This window comes from Paraburkholderia sp. A3BS-1L, from assembly GCF_051125215.1.
GTDB lineage: Bacteria > Pseudomonadota > Gammaproteobacteria > Burkholderiales > Burkholderiaceae > Paraburkholderia.
In genome coordinates this window covers 1,006,297-1,020,549 of record NZ_CP120445.1, presented here as the reverse complement: position 1 = coordinate 1,020,549, position 14,253 = coordinate 1,006,297, and the positions used below count along the sequence as shown (strand labels likewise).

Annotated in this window: 14 protein-coding genes and 1 pseudogene; 5 read left to right on the top strand and 10 right to left on the bottom strand. The window is 63.2% G+C overall.

Annotated elements, in window-relative coordinates; all coding sequences use genetic code 11:
• Positions 1 to 133: 133 nt before the first annotated feature.
• From P5W99_RS35320 to P5W99_RS35305, 4 genes are read right to left on the bottom strand one after another with little or no spacing between them, the layout of a single operon-like run.
• Positions 134 to 1,300, bottom strand: coding sequence for an efflux RND transporter periplasmic adaptor subunit (locus tag P5W99_RS35320; RefSeq protein ID WP_421028422.1), 1,167 nt, complete (start codon positions 1,298 to 1,300; stop codon positions 134 to 136).
• Positions 1,297 to 3,666, bottom strand: coding sequence for an ABC transporter permease (locus P5W99_RS35315; protein ID WP_421028421.1), 2,370 nt, complete (start codon positions 3,664 to 3,666; stop codon positions 1,297 to 1,299). Before P5W99_RS35315 ends, P5W99_RS35320 begins: the two co-directional genes overlap by 4 nt.
• The gene (locus tag P5W99_RS35310) at positions 3,660 to 4,364 is read right to left on the bottom strand and encodes an ABC transporter ATP-binding protein (protein WP_421028420.1); all 705 of its coding nucleotides are present in this window, start codon (positions 4,362 to 4,364) and stop codon (positions 3,660 to 3,662) included. The genes P5W99_RS35315 and P5W99_RS35310 overlap by 7 nt, the downstream gene beginning before the upstream one ends.
• A 31-nt stretch (positions 4,365 to 4,395) precedes the next feature.
• Positions 4,396 to 4,617, bottom strand: coding sequence for a hypothetical protein (locus tag P5W99_RS35305; RefSeq protein ID WP_421028419.1), 222 nt, complete (start codon positions 4,615 to 4,617; stop codon positions 4,396 to 4,398).
• Between the two features lie 178 nt (positions 4,618 to 4,795).
• On the opposite strand from P5W99_RS35305, the gene P5W99_RS35300 reads away from it, so the two are divergent.
• Complete coding sequence (locus P5W99_RS35300) at positions 4,796 to 5,275, top strand: CreA family protein (RefSeq protein ID WP_421028418.1); 480 nt, start codon at positions 4,796 to 4,798, stop codon at positions 5,273 to 5,275.
• 92 nt (positions 5,276 to 5,367) lie between these two features.
• Positions 5,368 to 6,483, top strand: coding sequence for an alanine dehydrogenase (gene ald, locus P5W99_RS35295; protein WP_421028417.1), 1,116 nt, complete (start codon positions 5,368 to 5,370; stop codon positions 6,481 to 6,483).
• Between the two features lie 77 nt (positions 6,484 to 6,560).
• Here ald and P5W99_RS35290 read toward each other — a convergent pair whose 3' ends face one another.
• Together P5W99_RS35290 and P5W99_RS35285 are read right to left on the bottom strand one after the other, a co-directional pair.
• Entirely contained in the window at positions 6,561 to 7,673 is a 1,113-nt protein-coding gene (locus tag P5W99_RS35290) for a Glu/Leu/Phe/Val family dehydrogenase (RefSeq protein WP_434665956.1), read from the bottom strand.
• A 257-nt stretch (positions 7,674 to 7,930) separates the two neighbouring features.
• The gene (locus tag P5W99_RS35285; RefSeq protein WP_421028415.1) at positions 7,931 to 8,059 is read right to left on the bottom strand and encodes a hypothetical protein; all 129 of its coding nucleotides are present in this window, start codon (positions 8,057 to 8,059) and stop codon (positions 7,931 to 7,933) included.
• A gap of 527 nt (positions 8,060 to 8,586) precedes the next feature.
• Between P5W99_RS35285 and P5W99_RS35280 the strand changes: the two genes are divergently transcribed.
• Complete coding sequence (locus P5W99_RS35280; RefSeq protein WP_421028414.1) at positions 8,587 to 8,964, top strand: helix-turn-helix domain-containing protein; 378 nt, start codon at positions 8,587 to 8,589, stop codon at positions 8,962 to 8,964.
• A 125-nt stretch (positions 8,965 to 9,089) separates the two neighbouring features.
• Here P5W99_RS35280 and P5W99_RS35275 read toward each other — a convergent pair whose 3' ends face one another.
• On the bottom strand, positions 9,090 to 9,806 hold the full coding sequence (locus P5W99_RS35275; protein WP_421028413.1) for an SDR family NAD(P)-dependent oxidoreductase: 717 nt from the start codon (positions 9,804 to 9,806) through the stop codon (positions 9,090 to 9,092).
• 134 nt (positions 9,807 to 9,940) lie between these two features.
• Here P5W99_RS35275 and P5W99_RS35270 point away from each other — a divergent pair, with 134 nt between their 5' ends.
• Together P5W99_RS35270 and P5W99_RS35265 are read left to right on the top strand one after the other, a co-directional pair.
• The gene (locus P5W99_RS35270; RefSeq protein ID WP_421028775.1) at positions 9,941 to 10,981 is read left to right on the top strand and encodes a LysR family transcriptional regulator; all 1,041 of its coding nucleotides are present in this window, start codon (positions 9,941 to 9,943) and stop codon (positions 10,979 to 10,981) included.
• Positions 10,962 to 11,159, top strand: coding sequence for a CsbD family protein (locus tag P5W99_RS35265; RefSeq protein WP_421028412.1), 198 nt, complete (start codon positions 10,962 to 10,964; stop codon positions 11,157 to 11,159). Before P5W99_RS35270 ends, P5W99_RS35265 begins: the two co-directional genes overlap by 20 nt.
• 261 nt (positions 11,160 to 11,420) lie before the next feature.
• On the opposite strand, the pseudogene P5W99_RS35260 reads toward P5W99_RS35265, so the two are convergent.
• From P5W99_RS35260 to P5W99_RS35250, 3 genes and pseudogenes are all read right to left on the bottom strand, one after another.
• A pseudogene (locus tag P5W99_RS35260) lies at positions 11,421 to 11,570 on the bottom strand (chaperone modulator CbpM); the annotation flags it as partial.
• 382 nt (positions 11,571 to 11,952) lie between these two features.
• On the bottom strand, positions 11,953 to 13,122 hold the full coding sequence (locus P5W99_RS35255) for an IS91 family transposase (protein WP_434664668.1): 1,170 nt from the start codon (positions 13,120 to 13,122) through the stop codon (positions 11,953 to 11,955).
• A 20-nt stretch (positions 13,123 to 13,142) separates the two neighbouring features.
• Entirely contained in the window at positions 13,143 to 14,018 is an 876-nt protein-coding gene (locus P5W99_RS35250) for a tyrosine-type recombinase/integrase (RefSeq protein ID WP_434664670.1), read from the bottom strand.
• Positions 14,019 to 14,253: the final 235 nt, after the last annotated feature.

The window sequence follows — 14,253 nt, the reverse complement described above, 5'->3', positions numbered from 1 at the left end:
ACGCATGGTGTACGTGCCTGGACTTGATATTGAAATGCTGAGATCGGCAAGGCGAGGTCCGATTGATGCATATCAATTCTTGCACATTTGCCATGGATACCGAACTAAATCGCGTTTTCCACACCCTCTATTTCTATTGCGATCGCACCCGCGCATTTCCCGTCAACAGCGTCGGCGGATACACCACCACGGTGTCTCTTTCGCGCAGGCCATCCAGCACCTGGGCTGTTTCGGCATTTCGCTGCCCGATGCGAACCATGCGCTGTACCGCCCGGCCACGCTCGACGGCAAACACGCACCACTGCTCAGCGCATCTGAACAGCGCGCCGATCGGCAGGCGCAGCACGTCGTCGCGCTCCCAGATGACAATCCGGCCGAGCACGCGATAGCCGTCGCTCAGGCGCCCCGGCGGTCCTTTCAGGTCGGCGATTACGTGGACCCGCTGCTCTTCCACGCCCAGCGCCGATATCTTCGTGTATGCCCCGGGTTCGACCATGCGCACTCTGGCGTCGAACGGCACGTCGCCGCCCCAGTCTTCCACCGAAACGCGCATACCAGGACTGATCTTGACCGCATCGGTCGACAGGACGTCGACGATTACCTCGTAGCGCGACGGATCGGCCAGCAGCATCAGCGGCGTACCCGCCGGCACCACCCGCTCGCTCTTCTCGTCGACGCGCAGCAGTGCAGCATCGACGGGGGCGCGGACTTCGACGGGTTGCCCAGCTTCGAGCGCCTTGAGATTTGCCGTCGCGGCCCGGACTTCCGCGGCCGCCGACCGCTCGCGAGCGCGCGCCGCTTCCAGATCGCTCATGTCCAACGTTTCGATGGCACGCAACTGCTCCATACCCTGCCTCGAGATCGCGCCAAGATCGACCAGGCTCTGCCCTCTCTCACGCTCCCGACGCGCCTGGGCGAGATCGGCGCGCGCATGGTCCACGCGGGCCTGGGCCTCACGATACGACGCCTCGGCGGCTTCCACACGCGCACGCTGTCCGGCGGTTTCGCCGGGCGTCATCGGCACCGGCACCAGCACCGCGAGGATTTGCGTAGCGCGGACCCGGTCGCCTTCGCGCAACGCTACGCGCAGCAGGCGCCCGGTGACAGGCGCGGTGACCACGTAACGATCGTGCGCACGAACTTCGCCATCCTCATCAATCGTGACGCGCAGCGGACCGCGGCTTATCAACGCCGTCTCGACGGACATCGGCGCCGGCCAGAACGCATAGGCGAGCATCAACCCAAGCACGAGCGTGGCCGCTGCCAGAACGCACAATGTGCGTTTGCTGCCGCGCTTCATGACTCCCTCGCCTTGAGCACAGCCACGATATCGAGACGTTTGATTTTCCACGCCACCACAAGGCCGGAGCTGGCGACCGCACCCGCTGTCACGATGAACGCATAGGCGAATGTGGAGGGCTCGATCACGAGGGGCAGCCGGTAAAGATCCGTTGCGAGCCGTTTGGCCAGCAGCGCGCACACGCCATAGCCGAGTACCAGCCCAGCAGGGGTGGCCAACGCGGTAAGGACACACTGCTCCCCAAGCAGAATCCACGCGACTTCCGTCCGCGTAAAGCCAAGCACGCGCAGCGACGCCAGTTGCTGGACACGCTCGGAGTAAGCGAGACGCATGCCATTGAATGCGACACCAAACGCGATAATGCAGGCAAACACAAAATTGATCGATGTGGAAACGCGCATGCTTTCATTCATGATCTTGCGAAAGCTGTCGATCACCGACTGGCGCACGGCGACCGCATTGACCGACGGCATACGTTTGAGATCCGCGTACAAATGGTCGAGCGCGCGCGCGTCTACCTGCAGCCACGCGCCGCTCCAGTTCCCGCTTTCGCCAAGCAGACGCGCGAGCGCCTGCTCATCCATGTACGCACGAACGCCCACCAGTTCGCCGACACGACCCGCCACGACGACCCTTTGTGTTCGTCGCTTGCCTTCCAGCACGTCGATCGTGACCGGATCACCGGCGCGCACTCCGAGCGAGTCTGCTAGCTGCGACGAGATCATCAATCCGTCTGGCGCGACACGCAGCGGCAGGCTCCGCTCATTGACGAGACGATGCATTTGCGCTTCAGGCGCAACGCCGCTCAGGACGACACGGCGCGACCGATACCCGGCGGTAAGCTTGACGGACACGTCGCGAAAGGGCTCGACTCGCAACACGCCGGGCAGCCGTTGCAGCGCATGAATCGCGCGGTGTGACAACGGCTGGGCGAAGGCGATGGTCACGTCCTGCCTCTCGACGCGCTGAAACTGCACGTCGAACAGATAATCGATCGCGTCGAAAAAGAACCCGCCCGTCACGAGGATCGCGCTCGCACAGGCCATTGCAAGGCACGAGAGCAAGGACTTGAGGGGCTGCCGCGTGATATTGCGCGCGATCATCCGCCAGGTCACGCCCAGATGCCGGAATAGCCCGAGTCGCTCGGCCCATCCCGCCGCGAAATCGGGCGGCAACGGCGGGCGTAGCGCGTCGACCGGCATCAGCCTGGCAGCCTTGACGACACTGACCGCCGCACCGGCCATCGCGGCCGCGAGGCTCACACCGAACGCCCCGATCAACACCGTCAAGTCGGCGCGAAATTCAAGGTGTGCGAAGTGATAATAGCGAGCGTACAGACCGGTCAGCGAAGAGCCCAGCGCGAGGCCGCCGGCCACGCCGGCGAGCGCCCCCGCCGCGCCTATCAGACAGGCAAACTGCAGGTAATGCCATGCGATGCGTGCGTTGCCATATCCGAACGCTTTCATGAGGCCGATCTGGGCGCGCTGCGTGTCGATCAGCCGGCTCATGACGTTCTGCAGCAGGAACATGGCCACACACAGAAAAATGGCGGGAACATAAGTGGCCGTGATGCGGTTTTGTGCGATTTCGTCCGATATGAAGCGGTTCGATATCTGGTCTTCCCGCGTGAGTGTGCCTAGCCCGCCATAGGCTGCCAGTTCCCGGTCGATACGCGCGATGGTTGCGGGCGCCACGGCGCGGCCATCGAGCGCGAGGACGAGGTCGTTGAACGCACCGTCCATGCGAAAGGCGGCAGAGACGGCGTCGTTGCCCATCCACAGCACGCCGTAGTGACGATTGTCAGGAAAAATCGACCCCGCACCTGCTTCATAGATATATTCGGGCGATAGCGCGATGCCGACGATACGAAGCAATCTCCAGCGCCCGCTCAGCACCGCACCGATGCGCTCGCCCTCGTGCAGGCCATTTGCCTCGGCGAAGGCCGCACTCACCATGGCTTCATCGTCGCGGCCCGGCGCGACATAACGGCCGCTTTTCAGATGCAGCAGGTTCAGCGTCGGCCAGCCATTCTCGGGAACCGAAACGATATGACCGGTGGCTGGCTCGTCCAGCCCGGGAACGTCCAGCGTCACATCCGACACCACGCGCGCCTGTACCCTCGCCACCCCAGGGATCGCCGCGATGCGCGCCGCGACCGCGAGCGGCGCCCGCTTCAAATGCACGAACAGATCCGCGAAGCGGTACGACGCGTAGTAGTCCTGTTGCGCGTCCTGCAAGGCCAGATACGTGCTGCGCATGGCCACGAATGTCGCGACGCCGCACGCGACAACCAGCGCCGCGGCCATCGCCTGAGCGCGCATATGCCAAAGGTCTCGCCACGAAAGGCGCGTCAGGGCGTTCACCATGACAGATCCTGGGCGCTGCAGCGCCGCGCGTTGCGGCGCTCCTCCACGATTGCGCCGCTACTCATGCGCACGACGCGGCTCGCCATGTCGGCGATCACAGCGTTATGCGTAACGATAACGGTAAGCGCGCCGAATTCGCGGTTGACCTGTTCGAGCACTTCGAGCACGCGTCGTCCGGTGCGAAAATCGAGTGCGCCAGTGGGTTCGTCGCAAAGCAGAACGTCCGGGCGCTTGGCAACGGCCCGCGCAATGGCCACACGCTGCTGCTCGCCACCCGACATCTGCGAAGGAAAGTGATCCGCGAGCGCTTCGATGCCGACCATGCGCAATGCGTCTTCGGGATCGAGCGGCTGCTCGGCGATATCGGTCACGAGCGCGATGTTCTCGCGTGCCGTGAGCCCCGGTATCAGGTTATAGAACTGAAACACGAACCCCACATGCTCACGCCGGAACCGCGTGAGTTCGCGCTCCGTGGCACGCGCGAGACTGTGGTCGCGGTAGACGATGGAGCCGCTCGTGGGCGTGTCGAGCCCACCCATGAGGTTCAGCAATGTCGATTTGCCGCTGCCCGATGCGCCCAGCAGCACCACGAACTCCCCGGCTTCGAGCGCCAGGTTCACATCGTTCAGCGCGCGAACGCTGACGCTTCCCATCGGGTAGACCTTGCTGACTGCCTGAATGGAAAAGACGGTCTTCATCACGTCTCCGATGTGCCGCGTGCAATTCACATTAGCGACGCACCACTTCAGGCCGTTGATCTGCATCAACGTGCAACTCGGCAAAGGACACCTCGACCCTTAATCCACCGAACGCCGGAAAGCGCGCACGCAACTGCCGTTGCGCGGCTTCGCCGTCGCGGACCCAGTCGACCCGGAAGCCTTGCTGCCGAAGCCCGGGTGATGAGCCGCATTGCCAGGATTGCGACTGCGCCGACGGGATTGCGGCCGACATACAAGCCCCAAATCCCGCCCGACGGCATGGATCCTCAGCGTCAAATGTCGCGCCGGCCCGATGGCAGGTTGACGTGCATCAAGCGCCGGAGGTAGCGACGAAATACGCTGGGCAGGCAAGCGCGAGGAGCTTGCGGAAAACATCATTGGATTGTCGCCCGTCATGGGGGAGAACTGACATGGCACGCTCTGTTGTGTGGGGCCTGACGGCTGGCGCCGTGTTGGCCACGGCCTTCACCGCACTCGCCGCTCACGGCGAGGAACTCGCAAGCATCGGTACCCATTCGCAGCGCTACGGCACGCACATTGGAATCTCGGCCTATGAAGATCCGCTTCTGAAAGGAGTCGCTTGCTACCTGTCCGGTTCGCACGACGACGGCAATCTCGGCGGGTCAGCCAAACGGCGCATGTCTGACGTCGTCGTTTCGTGCCACCAGGTCGCCACCTTGAGTGTGCCAGTCCATGTTCCCCGCCAGGCGCAGGTATTCGACGAATCGGTGGATCCGGTATTCAAGACCGTTCACGTAGTCCGAATCCTGGACCCAAAGCGGCACGCCGTACTGTACTTCGCATATACGGAAGCAGAACTCGCAGGCAACCTGCCTGGTCACGTGGACGTGATTCGATTGCCACCGCCAAACCGACTGGAAACGCGATAGTTCACCGACCGCGCGGATGTTTGATCCAGATCATCTTCAGCGCTGACGCAAATTCGAGAATTCGATCAAACGCTTTTCCGCGAGGTGGCGACATGCAGATCGGCGTGCCTAAGGAAATCAAGAGTCAGGAATATCGTGTCGGCCTCACGCCCGCGAGCGTCCACGAACTTGTGCGTCGCGGACACACGGTGCTGATCGAGACGCAGGCCGGCGCAGCGGTGGGCCTGCCGGACGCGGCGTACTCAGCCGCAGGCGCCATGATCTGCGGCGACGCACGCGAAGTCTGGTCGCGCGCCGACATGATCATCAAGGTCAAGGAGCCCCAGGCGACGGAGCGCAGCATGTTGCGGCCGGGCCAGATCCTGTACGCCTACCTGCATCTCGCGCCCGATCGTGAGCAAGCCACGGCACTGATCGCTTCCGGTGCGGTCTGCATCGCGTACGAAACCATCACCGCTGCGGGCGGCGGACTGCCGCTCCTCGCGCCAATGAGCGAAGTGGCCGGCCGCATGTCAATTCAGGTCGCCGCCGCCAGTCTGGAGAAGCCGCATGGGGGCATGGGGTTGCTGCTCGCCGGCGTGCCCGGCGTCGCACCCGGTCATGTCGCGATCCTCGGCGCGGGTGTGGTCGGGACCAATGCGTTGCAGATGGCAGTGGGCATGGGCGCACGTGTGACCATTCTCGATACCAACGTGGAACGGCTGCGCCAGCTCGATCTGATCTTCGGAAACCGTATCACCACGCTTAGTTCGAGCGCTCACGCCGTCGAGAAGACCGTGCTGAGCGCAGACGCCGTCATCGGCGCGGTTCTGATACCCGGTGCTGCCGCGCCCAGGCTCGTTACACGCGACATGATCGCCCGAATGAAAAAGGGCGCTGTTGTCGTGGATGTCGCCATTGACCAGGGCGGATGCTTCGAGACCTCGCATCCCACAACGCACGCGCAACCCACCTACGTTATCGATGGCGTCGTCCATTACTGCGTGGCGAACATGCCGGGCGCGGTTGCGCGAACCTCGACGTTCGGGTTGACCAATGCCACCCTTGGCCATGCGATCACGATTGCAGACAAGGGCTGGAAGCGCGCCATGGCCGACGACGCTCACCTGCGCGCCGGCCTGAACATTTGCGAAGGCCGTGTCACTCACGAGGCAGTGGCGCGTGCGCTCGGCGAGCCTTACGTGCCTGCGCGCGATCTGCCTGGTTAGGAGCGAGGCCGCGAAAGCATTGTCGCGGCAAACGCGGCCCGGCGACGTCCCGAGCGACGCCGCCAGAAGCGACACGGTCAGAAGGCGCCCCAGCGCCGCAACGACATGGCCTTCTTGACCCGCGCAGTCGCCAGTTCAATCGCTGCCTCGCGCGGCAACTGGCCATGCTCCGCGGCGGCCTCAAGCACTGCGCGCGTGTTCTCGCGCACCTTCGTGGCAATCGCGTCGAGCGCCATCGCCTGGTTACCGCCAGCGTACTCGACGGCCGCGCAAATCACTCCGCCAGCATTGGCGATGAAGTCGGGTACGCACAACACGCCCTTCTGATGGAGATATCCCTCGGCTCCACGCGTAAAGGGAATGTTTGCGCCCTGGATCACGAGGTGCGTCTTCAGACGAGCCACGTTATCCTCGCGCACGACGTCAGGCCGCGCGGCAGGAATCCAGATCTCGCAGTCGACGTCGACGACCGCGTCGCGCCCGGCCTTCTCGCCGCGCGGGTAATCGACCACCGATTTGCCTTGGGTCTTGAGGTCGTCGAGTAACGCGAGATCGATGCCGGCCGCGTCCACCAGCGTGCCGCCAGAATCGGCAACGCCGACGACGATCGCCCCCTTCTGTGCGAGAAAATGCGCGGCATGGCGGCCCACTGCACCGTAGCCCTGGATCACCATGCGCGCACCTGCGAGCTCGAAGTTGCAGTACGGCACGGCGACTTCCGCTGCATGTGCGATGCCCCAGCCCGTAGCGCCAATCTGGTCCAGCGGGATGCCGCCGAGCTCGCGTGGCAGCCCTACCGAGCGGCCGATTTCGTCCTTGACCCACGCCATGCACGTTTCATCAGTGCCCATGTCGGGTCCGAAAATGTAGTCGCGGACGTCACCAAGTGCGCACGCAAGGCCCCGAATCAGACGCTCCTTGCCCTCACGCGGCATTCCGGGATCGCCATATAGCACGACCTTCCCGCCGCCGTGCGCGAGTCCCGCAGCAGCGTTCTTGAACGTCATCGCGCGTGCGAGGCGGACGCACTCCTCGGTACTGACATCGGGCGCCATCCGCAGGCCGCCGATTGCCGGACCCGCGGCGACGTTGTCCACAACCAGTACAGCGCGAAGACCGATCGACGCGTCGTGGACATGGATGATTCTGGTGGGCCCCAATTCGTCTGCGAAACTGAATATGTCGTTCATCGTTCATCTCCCACGCCATGGCGACGAATCGCTGCACGTACCGTCGTCTAATCGCGCGAATTGCCACGACGCTGTCTGTCGGCGCGCACCGCTTCGCCTGCGTCGTTACTCTTGATGAACATAGGACGTCTAAAACCCGGGCGCTTGATCCGAGTCAACTTGGTGGCCCGGAGCAACTCGCTGGTTAGCCGGATCGGGAGGCGGCATCCGGATCGCTGGGTAAGCCCGTGCTTGAAGCATGGCTTGATTGCGTTGAATTACGTCGAACCGCCCACCAGCACCGCGACAAGCAGCAGGATCAGGGATAACGAAAACATAAGCAGACCGAAAACAATAAGTAAATAATTGATGCCATCCGCCCCAGTCTTTTGATGTCTTGGTTCCATCAACCGCCATCCGTGGAATCGCGTCTGCGCAGCACCGGCCACTGAGACTCTCTCTGCGCGCTTCTCGCCTGAAGGACGCTCTGCGCCTCTAATGCGGGCGCGTGATCTCGGCCATGCATGCGCCACACTCCCCCTGGCGGGGGATAATATCTACAACCCTGGTTTGATTTTTTTCTCTCAGGTTCCGTCTGATGCACGGATCGAATATCCGCTTCCTGCACTTGCAGCAAGTCCACTTGCCGAAAGCAAATCGACAGGTTTCTCCAGCATTCAGAGAGCCGGACTCGCGTAGTCGTCGGGCCGCTCGCATGGGATACCGACGCCGACGAAGAAGCACACTCCCCGCTGACGCCTTTTATATCCACTCGCAAGGAATGGGAGGTACTGCGCATCTCGATCCATGGCGGTAAGTATTGCCGCGAACTCATTACCACCTGAAACGATGACCGATTACAACCCGATAAGTCCTTCATGTCAAGCGGTTGTATTGCCACCATTCGGGTGGTGTTTTGCGGAAGGAGGTCAATATGAACAACAGCAACAAAGCTGCGGCTCGCACCATAGGAACGGCTATTGCGCGCCGACGCTTGATAGCGGGACTGACTCAGGAACAGGTAGCCGAACGTCTCGGCATCGGACAAGAAGCCGTTTCGCGGATGGAGCGAGGCGTCGCGAACCTGACTGTCGCCCGACTTGCAACGCTCGCAGAGATATACCAGTGCAACATCGCACAGCTTGTCACGGAAACCTCGGACAGGGAGGACGACCAGGCGTTGGCGGTATCTGCCGTGTTAGGCCGACTGCACCAGTCAGACCGCACGCTTCTTATCGAATGGCTGAACGTATTCGCGACCCGGATACTGCAACGGCCGCGGCCAACTGCTGAAAAAGCCAGAAGTCTTTGATTGACAGGATAAAAATCGGCCCCTTTAAGGAACGGCTCGCTGCTCAGCAAAGCCGGGGGGCGAAAGCGGCACTCTGCGCTGCGGCGCACGGACCCCTGACACTCCGGTCGTCGCGCCGGGAGTTGTCACCACCGAACGGTACGACCGCGGTAGTCGAGGTACTCCAACCCAGAACGCCCCCGCTTGGCCAGTAGTACGTCAACGATCCCGGGTACGCTCTCGTCAATCGATAACCGCCCCTCAGGGCCGCCCAGGTCTGTGCGTACCCAGCCCGGCGCCATCAGCAGCATGGCGCGTGGCGTGTTGACCTGCCGTGCCGCGAAGCAGCGCATGAACTGGTTCAGTGCTGTCTTGCTGCCCCGATAGACTTCACGCTGCCCCGACTCATTGTCGGCGACGCTGCCCTGCCCGGACGACATGACGCCAATCAGCCCTGCCGCGGGCACCAGATCGGATAGCCGCTCGACAACGCGCATCGGACTCAGCGCGTTCGTAATCATGAGGTTGACAAAATCTACAGTGGAGACCTCGCCTATAGTCTGCGTCGGATCAGGATTAGTTGTGCCGGCGTTGACGAACAGAATCTCGAACATACGGTTAGACAGGTGTGTGTGCAGCGAATCGATTTCGTGGGGCCGAGTGATATCGACCGTTGCGACCTCAACTCTCTGTGGATATTGATCCGCCAAGGCGTGCAGCAATGTGGGGCTTCGGCCGGCGCGCACGGTACCGACCACATTCCAGCCTTTGGTCACGAATTCGGCGGCCATGGCGTACCCGAGGCCGCGAGAAGCACCGACGATCAGAATCGTTGGCGTGCAGGAACATTGAGCGTGGGTCATGAGATTTGTCGTCCTTGAGCGTTGCGATGGCTTCAATTCTGGCTACCGCAATCGATTTGAACCAGACGCCTGAACTGCAAACCAGGGTTGCACAGAACGCCATGGCTATCTGGCGATCCGATATGCTGTGGGCCATGTCTCGCGTCGATCTCAATCTCCTTACCGCTCTGGAAGCGCTGTTGACCGAACGTAGCGTTACGGCAGCGGCGCGGCGCCTGGACCTCAGCGTATCCGCCATGAGCCGCACACTCACACGTCTGCGCGCGGCGACCGGCGATCGGCTACTGCTACAGGCCGGCCGTTCGCTGGTCCTCACACCCTATGCCGAGCAATTGAGCCAGCGCCTCCCCGCCTTAGCGAGGGAAGCCCAGGCTGTACTCAGTCCTCCGGAATACCAGTTCGATATTGCGACTTTGGAACGCAGCTTCGCTGTACGAGCGGGCGAAGGATTCATCGATCTTCTCGGCGCCGCGCTAATGGAGCGGCTCAGCCGTATCGCGCCTCGCGTTCAACTGTGTTTCGCGCCGAAGCCAGATTGGGATGCGCAGCCGCTGCGTGACGGAACAATCGACCTCGAGATTGGCACCGTGAGGACTTCCGCACCCGAGATCATGACGCGCCTGCTTTTTCGCGATCGGTATGTCGGCGTGTGCCGCCTCGGCCATCCAATTCTGCGCGATTCCGGGGTGTCCGTTGAGCGCTGGGTCGAGTTCGGCCACGTGCTGACTGCGCGATCAGGTGAGGCATCGAATCCTGTCGATGTGGCGTTGGCAGATCGCGGTATGCAACGAAAGGTAGCAATGGTAGTGCCGTCGTTCACCAGCGCCATGCAGGTGGCCCGTCGCGGCGACTTGCTCGCCGTCATCCCGCATTCCTGCGTGGGGAATGCCTTCGCGCCTGAACATGCGGCTGCGAATGGACTGCAGTGGTTCGAACTGCCTGTCTCGACATCTGCGTTCAATGTCTCGTCAATCTGGCATCCGCGCCTTGACCATGATCCCGCCCATCGCTGGCTTCGCGCCGAAATTCTGGCGGTGTGCCGGGCCGCTTATCCACCCGCCGGCGGTGATGGATGCGGCCGAGGCTCGATGCAGGCCATCGGGCGGCACGCGGCTTGCGAATACGTAGGCTCTCAACCCGACGATGAGGCTAACGATGAACGAAGACAGGATTAAGGGCCAGTGGAAGCAGCTGTCCGGCAAGTTGAAGGCAAAGTGGGGCAAGCTGACCGATGACGACCTTCAGGTGGCCAGCGGCAACAGCGAGTATCTCGTGGGGCGGATCCAGGAGCGCTACGGGATCGCGCGCGACGAGGCCGAGCGGCAATTGAAGGACTTCAACAGCACACTGTGACGGAGAAGGGACGCGCCGCCAGCGGCGCGTCTGCCGATCCGACGCCCAGGCGGTTTGACGGCTCGACTCGCGAAGGCCAATACGACGGGTTCGACACATCACCGTCGACGTGCACACGCTCGCCGACGCCCCGTTGCGGCTGCGTCCACCAGTTGAAGCTTCGGTGGCTGCCGTCGGCCATTCCCGTTGTCGCCGTCCTAACCGTGGTTATCGCCGTTACTCAGCCTTTGCTCCTGCTGCCTGGGAAACGCCCGCGACAAATCAGTCGCCCGACGAGCATCCAGAGCCCGTTTTTAACGTCTCGATCTCCTCCAGCAGATCGAGCGCGAGCGCAATGCCCGGCGCGTTGATCTGAAGGTCTCGAGCCAGCCTGAAAGCGGTGCGTACGCGGCCCAGCGAAGCGCCGCTGAACCGCCATTCCTGCGGCCCGGCGCCTTTCGTTAAGGGTTATTCGATGCCTGCCATCGGCCACAGGAATGTGACGGTGCCTGCGCGCGTGTCGGCAGGCGTCGAATAAGCCTCGATGGAGGAAACCGCGGAGTGCCCCGAAGCGCTTGAAGTCTTCGCGGCTATGGCGATTGATAGGCCGGGATGCTCAGCGGTGCCGGATGCGGCGCGTTCAGGCGGGATGCCGGACGGGCACTGACGCGATGGCGAAGCGGTACTGAGGTGCAATCGCGATGATGACGCGGGCTTGGGAGGCGCTTCGAGAAGCGACACGCGCAAATGTCCGCTCGTGGGCCGCGTTGCCGCAAAGCCGACGGTCGGTTCAGATATCGGGGAACCGTGGAGTTCATGTCTGCTCCCGGCGCATTGGCGGTGCGCGGATCGGGGCGCTGCGCGCGAGGATGTCGACGACGATCATCGGTGCGCCGCAGTGCCGGCAGATGAAGACGGGCCGGGTTTCGAGGGTGGCGTCGTCCGGTGACGGGCTGATCCCTGGTGCGACGTGTAGCAGATCGCGCACCCTGGCGAGCCTGGCGCGGCGTACCGGGTTGGCGAGCAGTCCGTAGTGACGGATGCGATGGAAACCGCCGGGCAGCACATGGAGCAGGAAGCGGCGTATGAATTCGCCGGTTTCGAGGGTCATGGTCTTGTAGCGGGTGTGTCCCTTCGCGCGGTAGTCCTTCCAGCGGAACGTCACACCGCGCTCATCGAAGGCGACCAGACGCTGGTTGGAGATGGCAACGCGGTGCGTGTAGCGTGAGAGGTACTCGAGCACCGCCTTCGGTCCGGCGAACGGGCGCTTGGCGTAGACCACCCATTCGCAGGTACGCAGCGGCGCAAGCCAGTGGGCAAAGGTGGCGGGATCAGCGAGCCCGGTGTACTCGCCGAAGAACTGCAGCTGGCGATTCCGGTGGGCCAGTTCGAGCGCTTCGAGGAAGCGCCGGCGGAACAGGCGTGAGAGCACGCGCACCGGCAGGAAGAAGCCGGGCCGGCACGCAATCCAGCGCTCGCCATCGGGCGAGAGTCCGCCGCCGGGTACGATGCCGTGCGCGTGTGGATGATGCGTAAGGGCTGAGCCCCAGGTGTGCAGTACGAGCGTGGCTCCGATCTGCGCGCCGAGATGCCTGGGATCGGCAGCGATCGTGCGCAGCGTGTCGGCGGCGATGTCGAGCAGCAGGCCGTAGATGATCCGTTTGTTGTACCAGGCGATCGCGCTGATGGGTGCGGGAAGCGTGAAGACGACGTGGAAGTACTCGACGGGTAGCAGGTCGGCCTGGCGCGCCTCCAGCCAGCGGTGTGCGGCGCTGGCCTGGCACTTCGGGCAATGGCGGTCCCGGCACGAGTTGAAGGACACTTCCGTCCTTGCGCAGCCTGAACAGCGCAGCACATGTCCGCCCAGTGCCGCCGTGCGGCACCGTTCGATGGCCGACATGACCTTCAGCTGCCCCAGGCTCAGGTGTGTCGTGGCTCGCCACGCTGGCCCGTGGCTGCGGAAGATCTCCGCAACCTCCAGCATGAGGCGTTGCGGCTGCGGGCTTACTCGGTAGGCAGCCGGTCCAGCGGGCTGGTGACCTCCTGCAGCAGGTCGGTGGCGACCTGGACGTAAAGCGCGGTGTTCTCCAGCTTCGCATGGCCAAGCAGGACCTGGATCACGCGGATGTCCACCTTCTGTTCAAGGAGGTGTGTCGCGAAACTGTGTCGAAGCGTGTGCATGGACACGCGCTTGTCGATGTGCGCGGCCTCGGCGGCGGCGTGAATGGCGCGGTTCAGTTGCCGCGTGCTCAGCGCATCGACCGGATCGAGCCCGGGAAACAGCCACCCGCCGTCGAGCATCTTGCCCTGCGCACGGGCCACGCGCCACCACACACGCAGACGCTCAAGCAGAACCGGTGAGAGCATTGCGTAGCGGTCGCGGCGGCCCTTGCCCTGCTCGATACGCAGTGTCATGCGCTGGCTGTCGACGTCGGTGACCTTCAGCGCCACCACTTCGCTCGCGCGCAGCCCGGCACCGTAGGCGACCGACAGCGCGGTCTGGTGCTTCAGGTTGCCGGCTGCCTCGATGAGGCGCCGCACCTCATCGGGACTAAGCACGACGGGCAATATGCGGGGCACGCGCACCGGCTGCATCCTGACCATCAGCTCGGGCCGGTCGAGCGTGACGGTGAAGAAGAACTTCAGGCCGGTGATCGCGCGGTTCAGTGAGACGGGTGAGGTGCCGTGATCGACCAGATAGAGCTGGTAGCGCCGCAGGTCCTCGACGGTGGCCATGTCGGGCGAGCGCTCGAGAAACCGGGCGAACTCGCGCACGATGCGCAGATAGCTCTCCTGCGTCTTCGGGGCAAGCTGGCGCATGCGCATGTCGTCGATCATGCGCTGGCGCAGTGGGCTGGCGTTTGCCGGTAAGGAGGTCATGATTCGGCTCCTGTTGAAGAACGAGGCGGATTGCCTCATTCGCCAACATAAAGCCGCGTGACCGGCCTCTCCCTGATCTCCAGCGTCGGACCGTAGCCCCTACCGCGCGAGCGGTTTAGTCCCGCGGCTCGAAGGCGCCTTCAGCAACCCAAAGGGTTATTTCTTCTTCCGATGCGCCGCTTATCCGACTCATGTCGACGAGCGTGAACTCGACGTCTTCATCGACAATCTGGCC

What these genes read in the sequence shown, in the direction of transcription:
- P5W99_RS35320 (WP_421028422.1), bottom strand. Translation starts at nt 1,300, where the DNA reads ATGAAGCGCGGCAGCAAACGCACATTGTGCGTTCTGGCAGCGGCCACG.
- P5W99_RS35315 (WP_421028421.1), bottom strand. Translation starts at nt 3,666, where the DNA reads ATGGTGAACGCCCTGACGCGCCTTTCGTGGCGAGACCTTTGGCATATG.
- P5W99_RS35310 (WP_421028420.1), bottom strand. Translation starts at nt 4,364, where the DNA reads ATGAAGACCGTCTTTTCCATTCAGGCAGTCAGCAAGGTCTACCCGATG.
- P5W99_RS35305 (WP_421028419.1), bottom strand. Translation starts at nt 4,617, where the DNA reads ATGTCGGCCGCAATCCCGTCGGCGCAGTCGCAATCCTGGCAATGCGGC.
- P5W99_RS35300 (WP_421028418.1), top strand. Translation starts at nt 4,796, where the DNA reads ATGGCACGCTCTGTTGTGTGGGGCCTGACGGCTGGCGCCGTGTTGGCC.
- ald (WP_421028417.1), top strand. Translation starts at nt 5,368, where the DNA reads ATGCAGATCGGCGTGCCTAAGGAAATCAAGAGTCAGGAATATCGTGTC.
- P5W99_RS35290 (WP_434665956.1), bottom strand. Translation starts at nt 7,673, where the DNA reads ATGAACGACATATTCAGTTTCGCAGACGAATTGGGGCCCACCAGAATC.
- P5W99_RS35285 (WP_421028415.1), bottom strand. Translation starts at nt 8,059, where the DNA reads ATGGAACCAAGACATCAAAAGACTGGGGCGGATGGCATCAATTATTTA.
- P5W99_RS35280 (WP_421028414.1), top strand. Translation starts at nt 8,587, where the DNA reads ATGAACAACAGCAACAAAGCTGCGGCTCGCACCATAGGAACGGCTATT.
- P5W99_RS35275 (WP_421028413.1), bottom strand. Translation starts at nt 9,806, where the DNA reads ATGACCCACGCTCAATGTTCCTGCACGCCAACGATTCTGATCGTCGGT.
- P5W99_RS35270 (WP_421028775.1), top strand. Translation starts at nt 9,941, where the DNA reads ATGTCTCGCGTCGATCTCAATCTCCTTACCGCTCTGGAAGCGCTGTTG.
- P5W99_RS35265 (WP_421028412.1), top strand. Translation starts at nt 10,962, where the DNA reads ATGAACGAAGACAGGATTAAGGGCCAGTGGAAGCAGCTGTCCGGCAAG.
- P5W99_RS35255 (WP_434664668.1), bottom strand. Translation starts at nt 13,122, where the DNA reads ATGCTGGAGGTTGCGGAGATCTTCCGCAGCCACGGGCCAGCGTGGCGA.
- P5W99_RS35250 (WP_434664670.1), bottom strand. Translation starts at nt 14,018, where the DNA reads ATGACCTCCTTACCGGCAAACGCCAGCCCACTGCGCCAGCGCATGATC.